The organism is Drouetiella sp., assembly GCF_059504425.1.
The window spans coordinates 31,564-52,121 of the sequence record NZ_JCACIN010000016.1 but is presented as its reverse complement, the minus strand read 5'-3'; the positions used below and the strand labels follow the sequence as shown (position 1 = coordinate 52,121).

The 20,558-nt window shown below is 50.4% G+C and carries 17 protein-coding genes; 6 read left to right on the top strand and 11 right to left on the bottom strand.

Annotated features, from left to right (window positions below; translation table 11 throughout):
* Positions 1 to 80 precede the first annotated feature (80 nt).
* On the bottom strand, positions 81 to 617 hold the full coding sequence (locus AC5JMP_RS03520; RefSeq protein WP_495850043.1) for a P-loop NTPase family protein: 537 nt from the start codon (positions 615 to 617) through the stop codon (positions 81 to 83).
* A 275-nt stretch (positions 618 to 892) separates the two neighbouring features.
* On the opposite strand from AC5JMP_RS03520, the gene rph reads away from it, so the two are divergent.
* On the top strand, positions 893 to 1,618 hold the full coding sequence (gene rph, locus AC5JMP_RS03515) for a ribonuclease PH (protein WP_495850042.1): 726 nt from the start codon (positions 893 to 895) through the stop codon (positions 1,616 to 1,618).
* 27 nt (positions 1,619 to 1,645) lie between these two features.
* Here rph and AC5JMP_RS03510 read toward each other — a convergent pair whose 3' ends face one another.
* The 5 genes from AC5JMP_RS03510 to AC5JMP_RS03490 form a co-directional block, all read right to left on the bottom strand.
* Positions 1,646 to 2,518, bottom strand: coding sequence for a tetratricopeptide repeat protein (locus tag AC5JMP_RS03510; RefSeq protein WP_495850041.1), 873 nt, complete (start codon positions 2,516 to 2,518; stop codon positions 1,646 to 1,648).
* A 117-nt stretch (positions 2,519 to 2,635) separates the two neighbouring features.
* On the bottom strand, positions 2,636 to 3,421 hold the full coding sequence (locus AC5JMP_RS03505; RefSeq protein WP_495850040.1) for an HAD family hydrolase: 786 nt from the start codon (positions 3,419 to 3,421) through the stop codon (positions 2,636 to 2,638).
* Positions 3,422 to 3,655: 234 nt separating this feature from the next.
* Positions 3,656 to 4,315, bottom strand: a complete 660-nt coding sequence (locus AC5JMP_RS03500; protein WP_495850039.1) for a peptidoglycan-binding domain-containing protein — start codon at positions 4,313 to 4,315, stop codon at positions 3,656 to 3,658.
* Between the two features lie 167 nt (positions 4,316 to 4,482).
* Positions 4,483 to 5,562, bottom strand: a complete 1,080-nt coding sequence (locus AC5JMP_RS03495) for a peptidoglycan-binding domain-containing protein (RefSeq protein ID WP_495850038.1) — start codon at positions 5,560 to 5,562, stop codon at positions 4,483 to 4,485.
* Between the two features lie 683 nt (positions 5,563 to 6,245).
* Complete coding sequence (locus tag AC5JMP_RS03490) at positions 6,246 to 7,661, bottom strand: sensor histidine kinase (RefSeq protein ID WP_495850037.1); 1,416 nt, start codon at positions 7,659 to 7,661, stop codon at positions 6,246 to 6,248.
* 523 nt (positions 7,662 to 8,184) lie between these two features.
* Here AC5JMP_RS03490 and AC5JMP_RS03485 point away from each other — a divergent pair.
* Entirely contained in the window at positions 8,185 to 9,558 is a 1,374-nt protein-coding gene (locus AC5JMP_RS03485; RefSeq protein ID WP_495850036.1) for a type IV pilus twitching motility protein PilT, read from the top strand.
* A gap of 298 nt (positions 9,559 to 9,856) precedes the next feature.
* Positions 9,857 to 10,642: a circadian clock KaiB family protein gene (locus AC5JMP_RS03480; RefSeq protein ID WP_495850035.1), complete on the top strand. Its 786-nt coding sequence runs from the start codon at positions 9,857 to 9,859 to the stop codon at positions 10,640 to 10,642.
* A gap of 12 nt (positions 10,643 to 10,654) precedes the next feature.
* Here the strand turns inward: AC5JMP_RS03480 and AC5JMP_RS03475 are convergent, their stop codons facing one another.
* The 3 genes from AC5JMP_RS03475 to AC5JMP_RS03465 form a co-directional block, all read right to left on the bottom strand.
* Complete coding sequence (locus AC5JMP_RS03475; protein ID WP_495850034.1) at positions 10,655 to 11,104, bottom strand: Fur family transcriptional regulator; 450 nt, start codon at positions 11,102 to 11,104, stop codon at positions 10,655 to 10,657.
* Positions 11,105 to 11,905: 801 nt separating this feature from the next.
* Positions 11,906 to 12,793: an SDR family oxidoreductase gene (locus tag AC5JMP_RS03470; RefSeq protein WP_495850033.1), complete on the bottom strand. Its 888-nt coding sequence runs from the start codon at positions 12,791 to 12,793 to the stop codon at positions 11,906 to 11,908.
* 65 nt (positions 12,794 to 12,858) lie between these two features.
* Entirely contained in the window at positions 12,859 to 13,638 is a 780-nt protein-coding gene (locus AC5JMP_RS03465; protein WP_495850032.1) for a GNAT family N-acetyltransferase, read from the bottom strand.
* 414 nt (positions 13,639 to 14,052) lie between these two features.
* Here AC5JMP_RS03465 and AC5JMP_RS03460 point away from each other — a divergent pair, with 414 nt between their 5' ends.
* Positions 14,053 to 17,559, top strand: coding sequence for a response regulator (locus tag AC5JMP_RS03460; protein ID WP_495850031.1), 3,507 nt, complete (start codon positions 14,053 to 14,055; stop codon positions 17,557 to 17,559).
* 243 nt (positions 17,560 to 17,802) lie between these two features.
* Positions 17,803 to 18,159, top strand: a complete 357-nt coding sequence (locus tag AC5JMP_RS03455; RefSeq protein ID WP_495850030.1) for a zinc ribbon domain-containing protein — start codon at positions 17,803 to 17,805, stop codon at positions 18,157 to 18,159.
* 385 nt (positions 18,160 to 18,544) lie between these two features.
* Here AC5JMP_RS03455 and AC5JMP_RS03450 read toward each other — a convergent pair whose 3' ends face one another.
* Together AC5JMP_RS03450 and AC5JMP_RS03445 are read right to left on the bottom strand one after the other, a co-directional pair.
* Complete coding sequence (locus tag AC5JMP_RS03450; RefSeq protein WP_495850029.1) at positions 18,545 to 19,048, bottom strand: hypothetical protein; 504 nt, start codon at positions 19,046 to 19,048, stop codon at positions 18,545 to 18,547.
* A 273-nt stretch (positions 19,049 to 19,321) separates the two neighbouring features.
* Positions 19,322 to 19,558, bottom strand: a complete 237-nt coding sequence (locus AC5JMP_RS03445) for a DUF2281 domain-containing protein (protein WP_495850028.1) — start codon at positions 19,556 to 19,558, stop codon at positions 19,322 to 19,324.
* Positions 19,559 to 19,705: 147 nt separating this feature from the next.
* Between AC5JMP_RS03445 and AC5JMP_RS03440 the strand changes: the two genes are divergently transcribed.
* Positions 19,706 to 20,558: leucine-rich repeat domain-containing protein (locus tag AC5JMP_RS03440; protein WP_495850027.1), on the top strand; the 853-nt coding region annotated here is incomplete at its 3' end.

Genomic DNA, 20,558 nt, shown 5'->3' with positions numbered 1-20,558 from the left:
GTAGCTGTCTGAGTAAATTCTGAATCAGTGCGATCGCCTTCTAAATAGAGGTGAACCTTTCCAAAAAATATTCTAGGAAATCAAGGACGACGAGTGCGCCGCAGTTCTGTGATTTGATCAGCAATGTCCAAAATGGACTGAGGCATATCAGGTCCTGTCAAAATCACATCTACCTGAGCCGGACGCTGCTGGAGGAAGTTCAGCACTTCTACTTCAGAAATTAGACCAAAGTTGATGGCAAGACTAAGTTCATCTAGCACCACCATCGAGTATTTTCCTTCAGAAACGACGACCTGCGTGTGATGCCATAGCGCTCTGAGGGCGATCGCCTCATTTTCCTCTACATCTGCCGAATCAATGCAGCGGGGTAAATCGCAGCGAATCCAGTCTAGATGCTGCCCAAGCTGCACAGGGTGCCGATATCCTTGCCCAATGCCGCCCTTTAAAAACTGCACGACCAGGACAGAAGTACCCTGTCCGGCAATTCTCAGCGCCTGCGCCATAACATTGGTAAAGAAGCTGCGGTGCGAGCTGGTAAAGACCTGAATAATGCCTTCGATCGCGTGAGGCAGAGCCAGTGGCGTACTGCGGTTAGGGACTTCAAGTTGAGAAACCATTGGGCTACTTTAGGCTACAGGACTGAACAAATAGGAAGCGGGATCTAAGTAAACTCTTACCCCTTAAGGGCTACTGCCAAACATAGGGCTAACGGTAGCAGGTCTTCCGCGATATTTTCTGTGTGGCAAATATAGCGTTGCTTTCCGACTCTTCTTTCTAAAAAACACTATATGTAATATAACCGCCAATCTCTAAATCGGGATCTAGAGATCAAGTTCCTAACGCCCAATCCCCGATCCCTAGTATTCTGAGTGAGGATTTCGAGGAAAGCATCATGGTTTGGCAGCGTCCGGACGGTCGGCAACCCGATCAACTTCGTCCCGTTCAGTTTGAGCGGAATTTTACTCGATTTGCGGCTGGCTCTGTGCTAGCTCATTGTGGTGAGACTCAGGTACTTTGCACCGTTAGCATTCAGACTGGTGTGCCCAAATTTCTTGAAGGAACGGGGCAAGGCTGGCTCACGGCAGAGTACCGGATGCTGCCTACAGCTACGGTTCCGCGTCAGGCGCGCGAGTTTATGAAGCTTTCAGGGCGCACGCAGGAAATTCAGCGCCTGATTGGGCGCAGTCTGCGGGCAGCAATTGACATGCAGATCTTGGGTGAACGCACCATCACCATAGATGCAGACGTGTTGCAAGCGGATGCAGGTACCCGCACAACTGCAATTACGGGCGGCTATGTAGCGCTATGGGACGCGATCGATAAGCTCCTTCAGAGTGGGGAGCTAGAGCGATCGCCCCTTTGTCATCAAATTGCCGCCGTGTCGATCGGGCTACTGGACGGAGAAGCGTTTCTGGATCTGAACTACCCCGAAGACGTTGCCGCCTCAACAGACTTGAATATTGTGCTCAACGATGAGCTAGAAATTATCGAGCTTCAGGGTACTGCCGAAGAAGGTAGCTTCAGCCGTCTACAGCTCAACCAAATTTTGGATTTGGCAGAGAAAGGGATTAAGGAGTTAATGGAATTGCAGTCTCAAGCCTTGCCCGATCGCCGTTAGCGGCGTAGAGGAAAGCCAGCTCTAAGCCTATTGACCCTGCCCAGGCACTCCGCTGCTCTGCACAATCACATTCTGAATTTGCGGCAGCGCCAGAAAAGTTTTGGCCTGGGTGACGAGACGATCGCCCCAGAGATTTTGCTGCAAGAATTCTGGATCGCCGTAGCGGCTGTCTAGCTTCAGCGCGGCTTCACCTAGACTAACTGCCTCTATCGTCTTGCCTTGAGCATAGAGAGCAATGGCGATCGCTAGCTGTGGCTCGGTTTGGTTACCGTCAATCTTCACGGCGTTTTGCCACTGTTCTAATGCGCCCTCCGCATCTCCCTTCTCATAAAGCACCAGTCCCACATTGTTGATGGCTGGCCAGAACTTGTCGTTTAGGCTCACGGCTTTTTGGTACTGGGCGATCGCCTCATCGTAGCGCTTCAGCTTGTAGTACGAGTTGCCCAAGCTAAACAAAGCTTCTGGTACATCGGTCTTGAGCTTTAACCCTGCCTGAATAGACTGAATCGCCGCATCATACTTCTCCTGCTGAAAGTAGGCATCTCCTAGAGCAAACAAAACGTTCTCATTGGCTGGGTCGAGCGATCGTGACTTCAAAAGCGCCTGAATGCCTGAATCAGTCTCTCTAGTCTCTAGATACAGGCTGCCCAGCAATGCCCAAACCTGGGGATTATTAGGGGCAAGCTGTGACGCAAGCTGTGCCCGTGATAAAGCAAGCTGAAGCTGCTGAAACTGAGCCAGTTGGGCGGCTTCCTGGGCTAAACCAAGACCCTGCTCCTCTAGCCGTTGCTGATCAAGTTGCAGCACATGAGGAACAAGCGCCTGAGCATAAACAGGCTGAACAGCACCCCAAATGCCAGAAACCACTAGAAGAGAGACAAGGGAGATTCGTTTTAACACAGCCAAAACTTGTGAAAAGGACAACGGACACTCAGTAAGCTTAAAACATTTGCATTCTAACGGGGCGAAAATATTTTTGCACTGCCTGAAGATTGCCGTTTCCAGAGAACCCTGATCTCAACTGCTTAGCAGCTGCTCTGCCAATGCCACATCAAAGTAGGTTGATTTCACCTCTTCCGCCCTGGGTTGAGACGGCAATAGTTGAAATGGCAAATCTGGCTCTCCCAAGTGGTCTATCACCAACGCCGCTCCAGAAAAGTCTTGGCTCTGCGTATAGCCATTCACCGTAATCACAGTCTTAAGACCCGCTTGCAGCGCCGATCGCAGTCCCTGCCGGGAGTCTTCCAGCGCTAGGCAAACCTCTGGCTCTAGGTTCATGGCTTGCAGCGCATACTGATAGATATCAGGTGCAGGCTTTTTGGCTGGGACAATATCACCCGCCGCAATCACCTCAAACCAGCCGATCGCCTCTGGCGCGATCGCATTTTCCAAAAGCGCCGTCACGTTGGCGGGGGTAGTAGTCGTGGCGATCGCCAGCCGAATGCCCTGTTCGCGAGCCTCTAAGAGCAGACGTTTCACGCCGGGACGCAGCGGAATGACGTTTTCCTGCAAGAGCTGCTTGTAGTGAACAGTCTTTGCCGCATGGAGACTGGCAATCTGCTCAGACAAGGTGTCAGGACTTGAATTGGGTAAGCTCACCTTCGGCAGCGCATTATCTAGATAAAAACGAATCCGCTCCTTGCCTCCCGTCACTTCCAGTAGCTTGCCATATTCTTCAACCGACCAATCCCAATCTAGACCAGCCGCCGCAAATGCCCGATTAAACGCAATCCGATGACCGTCTCGCTCGGTATCTGCCAGAGTTCCATCTACATCAAAAATTAGGGCTTGCAGTTGCGGCATAAAGTGATCAGATTAAAAATCTTGAAATTACAAAATTCTGGCGCTCTCAACCATGGTACACTTGTACCAAGTTAACTCCTCAACTCCACAGGGTGCCCTGCTTCTTTAACTCCCAACACTGCCTTTGATTATTAGAATGAATTCATACTAATTCACACTAATATAACCCTGGTTAATACAGGGTCACGTGTTTCTGTTCGATCGCGTCTGTAAGTTTACCTTGAAGCCATTGGCTCAAGCACGATTTTCGAGCGCTGCTAAAGTCTGTGCTCCAACAATGCCATCCACGCTCAAACCCTGATCGCGCTGGAAGGACTTAACGCCGCTCTCGGTCAAAGTGGCATAAAAACCTGTTGAAGACGCATTGAAATAGCCAGCCGATCGCAGCAAGTCCTGCACGTAGCGCACATCTGAGCCAGTATCTCCACGTCGCAAGAATACTCCCGCAGGACGGACAGGCTGAGGACGGATGGGGCGGTAGTCAGGATTGGGAAGCGGCTGTGGGCGAACAGGTTGGTAGCCACCGCAGAGATTAGCGGCACAGCCACAGGTCTGCTCGGCATAGGGCTGGTCGCCATCAGGACGCACCATAACAGCTTGATAGCCGGGAACACCAGGTCTGATGTCACGGTAGCTACGACCGTAAACATCCGTGCCGTAGTCATCTACGCCATAAACACCCGCACCGTAGACTGTTGCTGATGCAGCCTGCGTCAAGCCTGCGACCCAAGCTGTACTCAAAAGGCTCAGAAGAGCGATCGCTCCAGTGCTAGAAAGCAATTTAGTGGGCGATCTCTTGATCAGTAAACTCAAACCATTTGATGCAATACACAACTCTTTCAACTCAGGATTTTCGTAATCCTGAGCTAGGTGAAGAAAAGCCAAAGCTTCCATACGTTACTCCCCAAGCCAACTCTAAAAATCAGCCACGCGATCGCTTGCTCAAAAGAGTTGAGTAAGGCATTCGCAACTCCGCTCAATTCCCCTAATCTTAAAAGCGTTGGGGATGAACAGAACTCCTGTCACCTTACTCAAAACTCACCTACCTAAAGCTCAAATCACTATCTGCTCAAAAGAGCCGCATAGGTTTGAGGGCCGACAATACCGTCTGCCGATATACCGTTGTTAGCTTGGAAGCTGATCACCTGCTGTTCAGTAACAGAGCCAAAATAGCCCGTGATTGAAACTGAATAGCCATTAGCATTCAGCAGATCCTGAATGCTTGACACACCTGCGCCAGAGTCGCCGAAGCGATAGGTGCTGCCAACGCCGGGACGAATAGGCTGGAAGGAACTGCCTTCCATAGCTGCCAAAGTGTTGCTTCCAACAATGCCGTCAGCCACCAAGCCGCTGTAGGATTGGAAATTAATCACTGCTTGCTCGGTCTGAGTACCAAAGTATCCCGTCACCGGAACCGCATAGCCTAGGGAACCGAGCAACGATTGGATGTTCGATACACCTGCGCCAGAGTCGCCGAAACGATAGGTGCTGCCACCCCCCGGCAAGATAGGCTGGAAGCCACCAGTGCCCAGAGCCGCTAGCGTTGCCGAACCTGCGATGCCATCAGCCGTCAAGTAGTTGTCATACTGGAAGCTGATCACCGCTTGCTCGGTAGTTGAACCAAAGTAGCCCGTGTAGGGACCTGAAAAATATCCCGCGCTGCTGAGAGCATACTGTAGATCGGTTACGGCACTGCCGCTGCTACCAAACCTTAGAGCACCGCTGCTACCCGGATCAGGGGCTACACCCAAAAAGCCCTCCAGGGCACTCATGGTGGCACTACCTGCAACACCATCAGAGGTCAGGTACCTATCGTACTGAAAGCTGTAGACCTGGCTTTCAGTTTGCGAACCGTAGTATCCCGTAACAGGTACAGAATAACCGTTGTCGTTCAAAAGGTTCTGAAGGTAAGTGACATCAGAACCGCTATCTCCTCGGTAAAGGGCAGCTTGGGCAGCACTAGCAATGTTCAGAATGAAGGCAGAAGAAGCCACACCCAACAAAACAAAGAGTGTCTGGCTCGGCAGCTTCATTCCACTCAAGGAATTCAGCGCCGCTAAACCATCTTTCAAGAAAACTAGCTCTTTGCTCTCAGGATTTTCATAATCCTCAGCAACTTGGAGATAAGCAAAGGTCTCCATAGGTCATTCTCCTCAAAACAATAATTGCAAGGTTAACTCGATCCAAGTTTCATGCCCGACAACCTGGTAATGCGAACCTAACAAGTCGCCCTAACCGCTTAAGCCAATCAGTAGCCAATTCAGCCTGGGAGACATTCGCAACTTCCTAGATTGAATCTAGGAAAATACACTAAGCACCTGTCACTACTCATTTATTCTACGAATATCATAATTTCACGCCTTAAGCAACTTTTTGGGCGAAAACTTCTGAGCTTTCTCAAATAGAATTCTTCGCTACAATCAACGACTGCTTGCTCTCGCCATCCTATTTTTTGTAGAAAATAGAACTTGAACTTTTTCCCATGATTCTCTTTTTCTAAATGAAAGAAAAAGCTGAACCGATCGCCTCTTCCCAGAGAAACATTTAGGCGGTTTCAACCGTTGAATTCAAAAAATTATGGACAGGGTTTTACCTCATGTTCCTTCTCATACCAATTTGAATTGGAACCACGACAGATCCCGGTACGGGCTTGGCAATGCCAAGCCCCTTCTGAGGTTCGATGTGCCCACAAATTCGTTTAAATCGGTATCATTAATTGACTCATTACTAAGAGTGCCCATTTCTGCTAGCTCAGCTCACAACCTCAATGAGGATGGCTGCTAACAGTTTGCTTTTTGACTCAGCATTTTTCTGACTTTAATCGCTATAGCGGCAATGTGACTGCAAAAGTTGTGCCCTGATTCAGGCTGCTCTCAACCTGAATCAAACCTTGATGATTTTCCACAATGACTTTAGCGATCGCCAACCCTAAACCAGACCCAGCCGTAGCCTCCAGAGAATCCTGCTGCATATCAGAATAAGTACGCGCTGGATCAACTCGATAGAAGCGATCGAATAAATGAGGCAATGATTCTGCCGAAATGCCAATCCCCGTGTCTTTAACCAATACTTGCACCTGAGAATTTCCAGGCTGCTTCGATCGCTGGACGCTCACCTCCACCTGCCCTCCAGGAGGTGTATAACGCACCGCATTGCTGATGAGATTGGTTAACAAACGAGTGATTTGATCGCGATCGGCTTGAATGAGCAAGGGCGCTCCGCTATCTTTTACAAATTCTTTGCTACTAGCTGGAAGATGAGAGCCATTGGCTGGAAAATGAGAAGCAATGAGTAAAAGGGACAAAGATTTCTCTGAAGCGATCGCTTTTTGCTCCTCGACTACTTCTTGCACCAATTCATTCAGATCAACAGGCTCTCGCCTTAAAGCGGTAATTCCACCGTCTTGTCGCGCCAGAAACAGCAAATCATCAACCAGGCGACCTAATCTTCGGGTCAACCTTTCTACAACTTGAAGCTGATCCTGATACATATGAGGATCGGGATCAGCCAAAGCGACTTGGACATTGGTTTGAATCACGGCGATCGGGTTACGCAATTCGTGAGAGGCATCGGCGGTAAATTGTTTGAGCTGTTGGTAAGACTCTCGGACAGGGGCGATCGCCAACCCTGACAAAAACCAGCCGATCGCCGCGACCGTTGCCACAACCAGCACCGTGCCTACAGCCAAATCTCGAATGAGCTGCTGACTGGGTTTGCTAACTTCAAACCAAGGATGGCTCACCCGCAGATAGCCCAAAACCTGCTGCCCAACCTGAAGGCGCTGAGTCACCTGCCGTAGCTTTCCCCGATCCGCCTCTGTCCAGCTTTCGGCTTCATTGCCCCATGCTCTTTCTACACGAACGGTTTCACCATTGCTCTGGTGTAGAGGAATATCGATCGGAGCCGAAAAGGTCGACCAAAGCAGATTCCCTGTGGAGCTAAACCACTCCAAGTCAATATGGTCATCTTCGACAGCGGCGGCATTGCTACGAAAGCTAGCGTCTATGTTGACATGCAGCACAGGCTCACGGGTTGTTTCAGCGATCGTTAAATCACTCTCTAAAGGCTCAATCACAAGCGATCGTTGGACGACTTCTACGACATGGTTTAGGGTGTCGTCAATTCGCTCAACTAAGGTATCTCGCACGTACCAATAAAATCCGGTTGCGAACAAAAGGATCAGCACCGCCGTAACGGTTGTGTACCAGAGGGCGAGACGGCGGCGAGTAGCTTGAAACATGCTAATTAGTGCTAGATTCCACAGGGCTTGCTAATCTAACTTTTGCACAGATGATAAGAAGTTAGAGTTTTTGGGCAATCTTAGAGTGCAAATGAAATTAGAATGCAAATGAAATGACGGAACTTGAGAGGAAAAGATAGAGTTTTTTATTAAGGTTAAAGTAAGCCTTTAAGCAAAGCCTTTTAAAATCTAATCTTTGCTTGACTGCCTTTCAAATGCTGTAGATTAAGCCAAATGTTGTAGATTAAGCGAACCGCTTTCTAATGTGCGATCGCTGACAGCACAATTCTCTACGGTACGATTGCCTACAGTACGCAGTTAATTCTAGTGTGAATTTTAGTGTGGAAGGGTTTGGGCAATTTGACTCGCATCTGGCTAAAACCGCAGACAGCTCTAAGCCTTCTGGCAGAGATTTCACAGAAGATTTCGCGTACTTCGATCGCCATTCTCCTGTCTCACCTCAAGCTCTCCAGTTTTCTTGTTCGTACTTACATTTTGATGCTCCTTTACCCCTAGGTGGTCTATGACAGATTCACAGCGTCCGCCCATCCCACCCTCTACCCCTCGGATGCCGCCCCCGCCCCCGCCGCCAGGGCGATCGATGCCGGGTCAGATGCCGGGTCAGATGCCGGGTCAGATGCCGGGAAGCCAAGCTTCCGAGGCAACGCGGCAAATGCCCTCTCCCACCATTCCTCTCCCGCCGCCAGCCAGCAATCCAGGTGTACCGCCTAGTATGGGAGCCTCTAGACCTGCTGCACCGCCTCCAGGACAGCGCCTTGGAGTTCCTTCGGCTGCCAGTAACGTACAGGCGATCGGGCGAGGCAAACCGACCCCTGGTCAACCGACAATGGAACAGTTGGTGCGAGAAGCCTACGACAAAGGATTTTCGGATATTCATACGGGTGTTGGCGAGGTGCCTCGCTTCCGCAACCGGGGCGAAATGGATACCACGGACTATCCCATTACCGACAAAGATACTTTCTTTAGCTGGCTGACAGAAATTCTTAGCGATGCCGATATTCAGCGGTTTCAAGAGACGCTGGACTACGACGGAGCGACCCAATATGAATTTGCGCGGGTGCGGATCAACATTTTTGATACGTTGCGCGGCCCTTCGATGGTGATGCGGTTAATTCCGCTGAAGATCTTGACCATGGAGCAGCTTAATCTGCCGCCTGTCTTTAAAGATATTTGCCACTATCACAAGGGATTGGTTTTGGTGACAGGCCCCACGGGTTCGGGCAAGTCGACTACCATGGCCGCCATGATTGACTACATCAACAGTGAGATGCCCAAAAACATCATCACGATCGAAGACCCGGTTGAATTTGTCCATCAGAGTAAGAAATCACTGATTAAACAGCGGGAAGTGGGGATTCACACCCGTAAGTTTGACAATGCTCTGAAAGCCTCTCTGCGGGAAGATCCAGATATCATTCTGGTGGGTGAAATGCGGGACAAGGAAACGGTCAATACTGCCTTGAAAGCGGCTCAAACGGGGCACATGGTGATGGGTACCCTGCACACTAACAGCGCTGTTAAGACGATCGAACGGATTCTAAATCTGTATGAGCCTGATCAGCAGGCTCCGATGCGGGTGGCGATCGCTGAATCCATGGTCGCTATTATTGCTCAAGGGCTGTGCCGCACTACAGACGGTAAGCGGGCTGCTTTCCACGACATTCTGATCAACACAGATGCCATTAAAGATTACATCCGGAGAGGCGAGATTGATGAGATTGAGGCAATTATCCCGCGATGCACTTTTGACGGTATGTGTACGATGAATCAGTCGCTATATAAGCTCTATGAGGCAGGGCGAATTACCGAAGAAACGGCTTTGGAAATGTCGCCGAAGCCCAATGAAATGGCGCAAATTCTCAGAGGTCGCGTCTAAAGGCAAGACCTAACTTAGCTACTAAGAAGGAAGAGGTATATTGGGGGTGGTGTCTTCTATGGGGATGCCTCCCCGATTTTTATGTAGAGAGAGGTACATAAAAAATTCTTCTTTCGTATAATTTTCTTTTATGTATGGCTGTCGCCAGTTTGCTCAGGACATTTATGGTGGGGCGCGAAGCGCCCCACCATAAATATTCCCGTTCTAACCACCTTAGCGGTTTCTACAGGTGTAAAAATCTATCTATGAATTTCTGTTTGGAAACGGGTATTCCTTCCAGCTCCTAACCCCATCCCTCATGTTTCCCAATTCAGAACTTGCTTCTTCTAATTCAAAGCTTTTTAAGGGGATAGCGCTATTTACGCCCGGTGGCGACCTAGTATATTGCATCGATCCTGAGAAGCGAAGTCGCTGGCACTTGCAGCTTTGTACAGCGCTTCAGGAAGCCTTGCAATTAACGGAGCCGCCGCACTTTTTGGTGCCGTGCTACACGGCAACGATCGATCGCTGGCTTGATCCACAAACGCAATGTATTCAGACCTTTGCTGAATCTAGCCCGTTAGTTTTAAGACATCAGGCTTTGCTCAATGTTTTGTTTGGCGTAGATTCCCTAGTTTGGACAGCTTTGCCCTGTCCAGAGGGGGTGTGTGATCCTCCGGTCGTAGAATCTTATCGGCAGCAGTTTCCTCAGCTTTGGGAAGAGCATGATCTGGTGATGCGGTTTGATCAAGCGCCCGCAAGGTCTCTCTCTGGGGAAAATAGCACCTTGTCTTGGCTGCCGCCAGATCCCCCAGCAGAGGCTGCATTGGGGTACGTGCTACGGCTATTTGTGTCGGGGAACAGTGTGGCAACTGAGAAAATTCTGAAAATTTTGCATCAAATCTTAGAGCAGTCGTTGCAGCAGCCCTATACGCTAAAGGTGATTGATATCCAAAGGCACCCTGAGCAGGCGGAGGCGAACCAAATCACTGCTACGCCAACTTTAGTTAAGGTTTGGCCCCATCCGCTGAGGCGAATTGTGGGAGATCTGAGTGACACCCAGAAGGTGCTTCGTATTCTCTCTGGAGGCAACTACCTTGAGTAGCCGTAGCTTTGGCTAAGCAGGGAGGAGCGATCGCTGGCAGCTTGGGCAAATGGCGTGAATGGTGAGCTGACAATCTAGCAGATGATAGCCTTCTTTTTGGGCAGTCTTGGAACCCATTTTTAGAATCGAATCGTTTTTGAATTCGATCGTTTTGTTGCAGCGGACGCAGATCAAATGATGATGATGATGGGGTGAGGGCTGATTGATTTCATAGTGTTTGTGCCCTTCTGCTAGCTCCAACTCCCTGAGGATGCCCATGCGAGACATCATCTTCAAGTTCCGGTAGATGGTAGACAAACTGATGGCATCTCCGTCTCCTTGCAGCAAATTATGCAGATCTTCGGCGCTGAGATGCTGCCCTTCTGGAAGATTTTGAAAAATTTGCAGGATGGTTTCTCGTTGGGGAGTCAGTCGCCAACCGCGTTCGTTGAGTTCAGCTTTGAGGGAGGAGGTTGTATACATAGGTTAAAGCTACATAGGTTAAAGCTACATAGGTTAAAACGCCTTTCTCAACAGAGCTGTCTTAATGAGAAGCATATAGTCACTATCTTAACGATTTTCAAGAAGAACGCACTGTTGAGAATAAATTTGAAAAGTGTTTGAGGCGCTACATCTCAATTTGGGATATTTGGGAAGACAACTTCAGTAAAACTCAGTGACTCAGTATTTTTTGGACATGAACTTAGTTTGAAATTGGAGAGGATAGGAGACAGCTCTTGCAAACTACTATCAATTAGTAAATATATGCGCCTAAAAATTTACACTTCTAGGGTTTGGGATAGGCTTCGTCTTATGGCTGTAATTATCGGGTTTAGGACATTTTTGAGGGCGTGCTCCGCACGCCCTCAAAAATGTCCCCGTCCTAACTGCTATGAATATAGCTATGGCTTAGATTCCCCTCAAATCCTTAGCAAGGGAAGCGCTTCGTTCCCCGCACCCCCTCCGCAAGATCCATACCTGATGATGAAACGCTTCCGCGAACACAACAACGCTGAAGAATATGTGCGCGTCCTGTGACAAATGCAGCCCGATGCTGATACCGATTTAAGCGAATTTATGGGCACATCGAACCTCAGAAGGGGCTTGGCAATGCCAAGCCCGTACCGGGATCTGTCGCGGTTCCAATTCAAATTGGTATGAGTTTGAGATTGTGTTCGAGATTGTGTCTGAGTCGTATATTCCCTTCAATGCTGAAATGTTAGGAGGGCGCGATCGTCCCTCAACTTACAGTCAGAGAAGGTTGAAAGGTGCAAGACCTGAAGGCTAACGGCTAATATATCGACGTATAAAGCTTTCTAGGGTTTCTAGCTTGAAACTAAACAGAGTCTCTAGACGCTCAGTTTCAGTAGGCGTACAGAAAAACTCATTGGCTAGCAATGTTCGCAACGTACCCAGAGCCTTTTGGCTCTCTGAATCTACAAAGCCCAGCCCTGTCCGAACTGCGTCTAGCAAAAACAGTGGCGGATTAACGACGATCGCCTCTCGCTCAAAAATGCGCCCAAAGATTTTTGGGATATCGCCTCTTTCCAAGATTTCGGCACCGCCAACAGGCAAAATCTGGTTTTTCGCATCTGCAAGCGTGGCAGACTCTAGGACAATTCGTGCCAGATCGTCTGTGCTGACGATCGAGCTACGGGCTTGTGGATCACCTATCAGCAGGTAAATTCCCGTTCTTTGAAACTGCTCAGCCAAGGGCAAAAGGTTAGAAGCAAACCCAGAAGGTCGCAGAATGGTGTAATTCAATCCGCTCGATTGCAGATAGCGCTCTACTGCCCACTTTGCCTTAAACACGGGCGCATCCTCGTAGCCGCGATCGCTCCCCAATACGGAGACAAATACAAAATGCTCAACCCCAGCAGCTTTTGCCGCATCAATTAAATCGATATTTGCCCGATAGTCTAGCGTCTGGGCATTCCCTCGATTGGATGCGTTAGAGCCATGGGCGCTAATAACGTACCGCACGCCCTGACAAGCTTTTTGGATATCGCGCTCTTGCAGCAGATCTCCGACGAAAATTTCTGCTCCCCGCTGCTCTAGCTCACCATAGCGGGAAGTGAGCTGCACAAATGCCCGCACGGGAAGATCTCGCGATCGCAGTTGTCGCACCACACGCTGCCCTAATCCACCCGTTGCACCTGTGACTAAAAACATTCTGCTTTGCCTCAGTTAAATCTGGCTCATGCCATTTTAGATTTTTGGAATGGATTCTGGAACCATCAGGAGGCAGAATTCGTTGAGAGAGATTTGTGCATAAAAAGCTGTCGGGGTCTGCCTAGCATCCATGAACTCAGGCTGGCTTCAGCTCTCAGCACGCGATAGCCCGATCGCAAATAGAGCCGTCGGGCGGCATGATTGCTCTCTAACACATGCAGGTAGAGATCTTGAAATCCCCAGCCCAGCGCCACGCGATCGCAGGTTTGCAAAAGCTGCTGCGCCGCCCCCTGACGACGATAGTTAGAATGCACCGCCAGATTAGAAAGATAGAGGTAGCGAGTGTGAGGCGACTGCCAGGGGGGCGGATTTTTTGAAGAAATTTCGATGGTGCCGATGGGGCGATCGCTGCCGACCGATAGCACCGTTGGCGCGAAAGCAGGAGTCGAGGTGAAGGCAGGATGTAAAGAAGGATTGAGTTGAAGCGATCGTCTTGCCTGGGCTTCTTGATCCAGCTCACTGCTTGACATCCGCCGAGCCGCCACCAAACAGGCATAGTGCTTAGTCCGAGTTTGGCTACGGGTGCGCAGATCTTCATAAATTCCGGCGCGCAGCAGCGGGTATAGCCAGCCCATACTGCCATTCTGGCTGTGAAAACTGCTGGTTAAAATATCTGCCAGACTACCCAAGTCCTGCTTGCGCACCGTTCGGACGAGCAGAGACAAATCGATCGCCGAATAGTCTACTCCTTCTAGTGAAGACAACGCCTCAGATAAGCCATTTTTGGTCAGGACATCTTTAGAGAATGCGTCTTTAGAGAATGCGTCTGTGGGTAACGTAGACATGGTGGTGTAAAGAAGACTGCCCCTATTCTAGTCCTGAGATCTGCTACTCAGTGATGTATAGAGCTTGTGAAGAGATGAACGCACTTTAACAAAAAATAGAAGTTATATCCCCACAATTCCTAAAGTTAGACGTTTTCCAAATCTGGGCACTATAGTTTTATGGGTGCTATTTAAGTTTTATCGGTGCTGCTTGCCAACAATGCGGTGCCCGTCTAGAGAAATCTTAGCCTTAAACCCCTGCTGGCAGTTTATGCCGCCGTTGCTGGAACTCCTGTTTTGTTTGTCATTTTTTCCATCAGCATTCCCACAGAACGATCGCCCTAATCCCCCAATGTGCCCTAACTACTCGATACTTAGGCAAGTGCATCAGGGCAGTTTCTTATCTCAATGCCCTCACCTAGAGGAAAACGGTGCATGAAGTCTTCAGACCACGCTAAGCCTAAGATTCTGGTTGTTGATGACGAGCCAGATAACTTGGATTTGCTCTATCGCACCTTTTACCGGGAGTTTAAGGTGTTGCGGGCAGAAAGTGGTCATGAGGCGCTAGCCACGCTGAAGCGCGAGGGCGAAGTGGCAGTCATTATCTCCGATCAGCGGATGCCCTCAATGAGCGGCACAGAGTTTCTCAGCCTGACTGCGACTCAGTATCCCGACACCATTCGGATTATTCTGACGGGCTACACCGATGTCGGTGACTTGGTAGAGGCAATCAACTCTGGCAAAGTTTTCAAATATGTCAATAAACCCTGGGATGACGAAGAGCTAAGAGCCGTTGTCCGGCAGGGAGTCGATACCCACAATGTGCTGAAAGCCCGTACTCAAGAGCTTCAGCGATCGCTCCGGCAAGAATCTCTGCTGAATGCGGTCAACAACACCATTCGTAGCGCTCAAACCTATCAGCAGATCCTCCAGACGATCGTTGAGAGCGTTGGGCAAATGTTTGAGGTCGATTGTTGCATTTTGCGTCCGTTTCAGAACGATCGCATGGAGGACGAAACGTTTGTCTACAGGGCGCCCGTAGAATTACCCGTAGAATTATCAGAGGGTTCAGCAGGCAACTTAGCCTTTGATCTGAGCCACCTTGGAGATACCGTCTGGTTTACCCACAACATTGAGGTGATCACCGAGTCCCAAACCGACGATCGCGTTCACGCTGATCCGACCGGACTGCGGCTGCAAGCTTATCAACAGGCTAATATTGCCTCCAGCCTCGTTGTGCCGCTGATTTTTCAGCAAGAGCTAATGGCGGTTTTGGCGATTCACCAGTGCGGGCGATCGCGCATCTGGCAAGAGGATGAAGTGCAGCTTGTCTACATGGTGGCCAATCAAGCGGCTCCTGCTCTCTCTCAAGCCCGTGCCTACGAGCAGATTCGAGCCTTAGCCAAACGCGAGGCTCTGATCAACACCATCACAGCAACCATTCGCTCTAGCCTTGATCCCCAGGAAATTTTTGCTGCCATCACGCAGCAGTTGGGGCAAGCGCTCCACGCTGATGGGTGTGCTCTATCGCTGTGGACAGAAGACGATAAATATGTGCAGTGTGTGGGACTACACGACGCATCGCAGCATGATGCGGCAAAAGCCGAGGCAAAAACTGGAGCATCCCAACCCGATCGCCCATTGCCCCAATCGCTAGCGCCGATCGAGGGCAATCCTATCCTAAAACAGCTCCTGCTCACACAAATGCCTGTGGTGGTGGATGACCTCGATCATCAGCCCGAACTGAATGACATAGATTTGCCGTTGCGATCGCCCGCCCGCGCCCTGCTGGTTGTGCCTTTGCTCTACAACGGCAAAATTATTGGCAGCATCTCGCTCCGACAAATTACTCAGCCTCGCCCCTGGGAACCAGAAGAAGTGGAGCTAGCTCAGGCGGTGGCTGCTCAAGCCGCAATTGCTGTGCAGCAGGCTCGACTCTACCAAACAACCCGTCAACAGGCGGAGCAGCTTTTAGAACTCGATCGCCAAAAAACTGAGTTCTTTCAAAATGTCTCCCACGAGTTTCGGACGCCTCTGACCCTAATGCTAGGGCCGCTAGAATCTGCTGTAGAGCAGGAGCAGGGACTGTCTTACGAGCAGGCGGTTGTAGCCCAACGCAACTCTCGCCGTCTGCTGCGTTTGGTCAACCAACTCCTAGATTTGCAGCGTTTGGATGCCGGACAGATGCAGCCTTCTTTCCGTCCTTGTGATCTGCTAGACTTCGTGGCGCAGGTGGTGAACTCCTTCAAGCCCTACTGCGAGAAAAAACAGATTGCCCTGCTGACCGATTTGAACGAGATCAAGGACTATCCAGCAATTTTTTTGGATCTGGAGAAATTTGATAAGGTTCTCTACAATTTGCTGTCCAACGCTATCAAATTTACTGAGGCGGGGGGAACGATCGCGGTCAATTTGAGGGCGGGAGGCGATCGCTGCCTGATTCAGGTTAAAGATACGGGCATGGGCATTCGCCCCGATCAGATTCCCCATTTGTTTGAGCGATTTCGGCAAGCCGATGGTTCTGCGAGCCGTAGCCATGAGGGGAGCGGTCTGGGGCTAGCCTTAGTTAAAGAGCTAGTCGAACTGCACGGCGGCAGCGTCACCGTAGAATCGACCTATGGCGAAGGCACTATCTTCACGGTTCAGCTCCAGACGGGCAGGGCGCATTTGCCCAGCGAACAGGTGGTTGAAACTCCGGCAGAGCCAGAACTTAGCCGCGCCGCGATCGAGTTAGCAGACATTGAAACCGAGCTGCAACAAGACTTCCAGAATGCCCCAGCCGACTCTTTAACATTGCCTTTGACATTGCCTTCGTCCTATTCAGGGTTGCCCTCAGCCCCAGAGGCGATCGCCTCGCCCTCTTTAGTGGCTAAGGTGCTGATTGTCGAAGACAATGCCGATATGCGCGGCTACGTATCTACCGTCTTGCAAAGAGTCGGACATGAGGTACATACTGCCCGCAACGGAGCGGAGGGCTTTCAAGTTGCCCAAGCCCTTCAGCCCCACATTATCGTGACGGATCTGATGATGCCGCTAGTCTCTGGGCTAGAAATGATCCGCATGATTCGTCAGCAGGAAACGCTTAAAGGCATTCCAATTATTCTGCTAACGGCAAAAGCCGACGAGGAAACCCGCATTGAAGGCGCAGAGCAAGGAGCGGATGCCTATTTGTCTAAGCCGTTTAACGATCGCGAGCTTTTAGCAGAGGTGCGGAACCTGCTGGCGCTGAAAGCCAGCGAACGCAAGGTGGCTGAGCTAAATACCTATTTGACAGAATCGGTGCTGAGCCGCTTTTTGCCGCCTGCCTTAGTCAAACGAGCCGCTCAGGGAAACCTGGCGCTAGATCTGCGTCCTGAACCTCGAATGATCACGATTCTGTTTAGCGACATTATTGGGTTCACGCAGTTGTCCAACACGCTGCGATCGCGCCGGGTGGCTGAGCTACTGAACGAATACTTAACTGAAATGACCCACGCCATTTTTGACAATGGCGGGACGGTCGATAAATTTATGGGGGACGCAATTCTGGCGATCTTTGGCGCACCCGAAGAAATCAGCCCCAATGAACAGGTGAGGCGGGCGATCGCCTCAGCACGGCAAATGTATAAAACTTTGGCAAGGCTCAACGAAAAGTGGCACGCTCAGGGCATTACCCAAACCGTGCAGTTTCGGTGCGGCATTCATCAGGGTACAGCCGTTGTGGGCATGTTTGGCGGCTCGGAACGGGCAGACTACACGGCGATCGGGCCTAGCGTCAACATAGCCGCCCGAATTCAGGAGGCTGCCGAACCTAGCTCCATTTTGGTTTCGGCTGCTGTTGCAGATTACCTGGAGCTAGAGGAAGATGCCATCACCAAATACAGCCCGCTGACTCTAAGGGGCGTTGATGAAACCGTCCTCACCTTCTCCATTCATCCCGATCCAGAAACCCGGATGAGGTAATGTTTCAGACCTAGGGCAAATCATGTATGGCCCTACGTAATTGAGTTAGGACGAGTTATTTTTTGAGAGCCGCGCTCCACGCGGCTCTCAAAAAATAACTCATTGGATCTAAGCGCGTAGCGCTACAGCAACCGCCACCCTAAATGTCCTAAGCAAACTGGCGACAGCTATAAAATCTCTGAGTTAGGATTCTGGGCTAGGATCGAGGAAACTTTGCGGTTTAGTTTAACTCCTAACGCGCCCATGCCGACCTGTCCCCGATGTCATCAGCCAGTGGTTGCCCAGGCGATCGCCTGTCCCCACTGCCGCACAGCCCTAAAAGCCCATGGTCATCCCGGCATTCCCCTCCATCGATCTACAGGAGGGGAGTTTCTTTGTGAAACCTGCACCTATCATGAGGATGACACCTGCAACTACCCCCAGCGTCCTTACGCGAGAGAATGTACGCTGTACCAGAATAGGTTTCAGCCGATCGCGACTGGAAAATCTATAAACAGCAGATCGCAAGCCTCTAAAAACTGGCTACGGCGCAATGCAACTTGGCTGATACTCGCTGGCATCGTTGTGGTCAGTCTGGCGCTAGCACTGCGATCGAATTAGATAGAACTTATGCCTCTGCCCCTTGCATCTTAAAAAGGGGGACTTTGAGTAGTTTTGTTCCCCTGAAAGGGGAGCTTTGAGCTTCAATCACCCTGTGGTGAGGTTCACGCTTGAAGCTTTAACCTGCGATCGCCCTGTGGTAAGATACGGCGGCGAAGCTTGCGGCTGAAAGCGCCCTGTGGTGAGGTTCACGTTTGAAGCTCTAACCTACAAGCGCCCTGTGGTGAGGTACGGCGGCGAAGCTTTAACCTACAAGCGCCCTGTGGTGAGGTACGGCGGCGAAGCTTGCGGCTGAAAGCGCGATGTTTTCCGCTACCTGCTTGAACTTCTGAACTGCAAGCGTGATGTAAAATCCTTCGTGTGCCATGCTCAGCACAGGGCTGACCTAACTTGCCTGCTTAAACGGCTCAGCGGCAGGTACAGCGATCGCCTTTGTAGACTTACTCTTCATGGCTTTGAATAGGGTGCCGAGCTGTTCAGCGATCGCTTTCAATCCGGGAGTCTTTTTGGCGGCAGTTTTGACGTAATCATAGACGGTGAGGCTGCTGCTCATGGCTTCGCTGCTGACTGCTACTAGGGTATCGTCTACTTGTTCGGTCAACTGGTGCAACAGCATCAGCAGTTCATTCAGGCTGAGGGTGAGGCGATAGTCGTTGGCGAATCCTTCGAGATCGAAGCTGGCGGGTAGAATGTTGCGGTTGCTTTGGGCGGCGTTGAGGCTGTTTTGCACAAAGGCGAGGCGTTTGTCACCCATTTTGTAGAGGCGCTTGCGTTCGTCGGCGCTGAGGGTAATCAGGAAGGGCAGATTTTGCTGAATGGTGGCGATCGCCTGCTTAATTTCTTGCAGCTCTGCGTCGGTGAGGGTGGCTTTGATCTCTGGGTAGGACATGGTGAGCGGTTCCCAATGGGTTTTCTGTAGGGTTCCCCAAAGGCGATCGGTGAGAACAGGGTGAGGTTGGGTTGCTAGTTTGGCTATTTAGAGAATGTCTGAAAAGGGGTCGGCTGTGATTTTGGGCACCTGTTGATCCCCCCTGCCCCCCTTCAAAAGGGGGGAAATGAACTCAAAGTCCCCCTTTTGAAGGGGGATTGAGGGGGATCTGAAACGTTTCGCTACCCATAGTTGGACTTTTCAAACCTCCTCTTAAATATTGAACGAATTGCCTCATTCCTCTCCAAATCCTTCCATGTACTTTTTATTCGTAGAGAGATCGGATGGGCCACCCTGCAAGCTGCCGATCAGATCTCCTGCAAGTTCCAGCACAGAGATTGGTTTTTCGGGTTCTGGTTGAGAGATCTGCTGTTTGCTTTGGAGGAATTCTGCGAAGTCGAGAACCTTTTGTTGCTCGATTGAAGGGAGCGTTTGTAAGATTTCTATGATTTGTTGTTGAATGGGCTGCATCAGTTTCTCCTCTCACTTTCTTTCATCACTCTAGACGGACTGAACTGCTACTTTCAACACCCCCTTATCTTTCCAGCTCCTCATCCCCTGATCTCCCTATCTCCCCAATCCTCTGCCAAAATAAAAGCACCACTCAAGAGACACCCCATGATCCGTGAGGAATTGCTGGAGCTGATCGATCGCGCTGCGGATGAGGTCTGGACAGAGCTAGATCTCTCTGGCAAAGAGCTGACGGAACTACCTGCGGAAATCGGTAAGCTGACTCAGCTTGAGACGTTGATTTTGGGGAAGGTAGAGAAGTGGCAATGGGCAGAGGGCAAGTCGATTCCGACCGTGACCACCAATCAACTTACGGTATTGCCTCAAGCGCTTGAAGCGTTAGAAAATCTGAAAACGCTAAGACTGAGCGGCAATCCTTTAAGGGTCATTCCAGAAGTTATTTTGGGACTACGGCAGTTAGAGTACTTAAATCTAACGAGCGTTGGCTTATTAGAAATCCCTGACTCGATTGCCCAACTGACGAATCTGACGCAGCTTCGCCTCCATAGCAACCAAATCAGCACCATTCCTGACTCGATTGCCCAACTGACGAATCTGACGCAGCTTCGCCTCCATAGCAACCAAATCAGCACCATCCCCGAGTCGATCGCCCAACTGACCAATCTGACGACGCTTGACCTGTCTAGCAACCAAATCAGCACCATCCCCGAGTCGATCGCCCAACTGACTAATCTGACGGAGCTTTACCTCCATAGCAACCAAATCAGCACCATCCCCGAGTCGATCGCCCAACTGACCAATCTGACGGAGCTTTACCTCTCTAGCAACCAAATCACAGCAATCCCAGACTCGATCGCTCAACTGACCAATCTGACGCAGCTTCGCCTCCATATCAACCAAATTAGTATCATCCCCGAGTCGATCGCCCAACTGACCAATCTGACGGAGCTTTCCCTCCGTAGCAACCAAATCACAGCAATCCCAGACTCGATCGCCCAAC

What these genes read in the sequence shown, in the direction of transcription:
- AC5JMP_RS03450 (WP_495850029.1), bottom strand. Translation starts at nt 19,048, where the DNA reads ATGTCCTACCCAGAGATCAAAGCCACCCTCACCGACGCAGAGCTGCAA.
- AC5JMP_RS03465 (WP_495850032.1), bottom strand. Translation starts at nt 13,638, where the DNA reads ATGTCTACGTTACCCACAGACGCATTCTCTAAAGACGCATTCTCTAAA.
- AC5JMP_RS03475 (WP_495850034.1), bottom strand. Translation starts at nt 11,104, where the DNA reads ATGTATACAACCTCCTCCCTCAAAGCTGAACTCAACGAACGCGGTTGG.
- AC5JMP_RS03460 (WP_495850031.1), top strand. Translation starts at nt 14,053, where the DNA reads ATGAAGTCTTCAGACCACGCTAAGCCTAAGATTCTGGTTGTTGATGAC.
- AC5JMP_RS03485 (WP_495850036.1), top strand. Translation starts at nt 8,185, where the DNA reads ATGACAGATTCACAGCGTCCGCCCATCCCACCCTCTACCCCTCGGATG.
- AC5JMP_RS03480 (WP_495850035.1), top strand. Translation starts at nt 9,857, where the DNA reads ATGTTTCCCAATTCAGAACTTGCTTCTTCTAATTCAAAGCTTTTTAAG.
- AC5JMP_RS03505 (WP_495850040.1), bottom strand. Translation starts at nt 3,421, where the DNA reads ATGCCGCAACTGCAAGCCCTAATTTTTGATGTAGATGGAACTCTGGCA.
- AC5JMP_RS03470 (WP_495850033.1), bottom strand. Translation starts at nt 12,793, where the DNA reads ATGTTTTTAGTCACAGGTGCAACGGGTGGATTAGGGCAGCGTGTGGTG.
- AC5JMP_RS03500 (WP_495850039.1), bottom strand. Translation starts at nt 4,315, where the DNA reads ATGGAAGCTTTGGCTTTTCTTCACCTAGCTCAGGATTACGAAAATCCT.
- AC5JMP_RS03495 (WP_495850038.1), bottom strand. Translation starts at nt 5,562, where the DNA reads ATGGAGACCTTTGCTTATCTCCAAGTTGCTGAGGATTATGAAAATCCT.
- AC5JMP_RS03520 (WP_495850043.1), bottom strand. Translation starts at nt 617, where the DNA reads ATGGTTTCTCAACTTGAAGTCCCTAACCGCAGTACGCCACTGGCTCTG.
- AC5JMP_RS03455 (WP_495850030.1), top strand. Translation starts at nt 17,803, where the DNA reads ATGCCGACCTGTCCCCGATGTCATCAGCCAGTGGTTGCCCAGGCGATC.
- rph (WP_495850042.1), top strand. Translation starts at nt 893, where the DNA reads ATGGTTTGGCAGCGTCCGGACGGTCGGCAACCCGATCAACTTCGTCCC.
- AC5JMP_RS03490 (WP_495850037.1), bottom strand. Translation starts at nt 7,661, where the DNA reads ATGTTTCAAGCTACTCGCCGCCGTCTCGCCCTCTGGTACACAACCGTT.
- AC5JMP_RS03445 (WP_495850028.1), bottom strand. Translation starts at nt 19,558, where the DNA reads ATGCAGCCCATTCAACAACAAATCATAGAAATCTTACAAACGCTCCCT.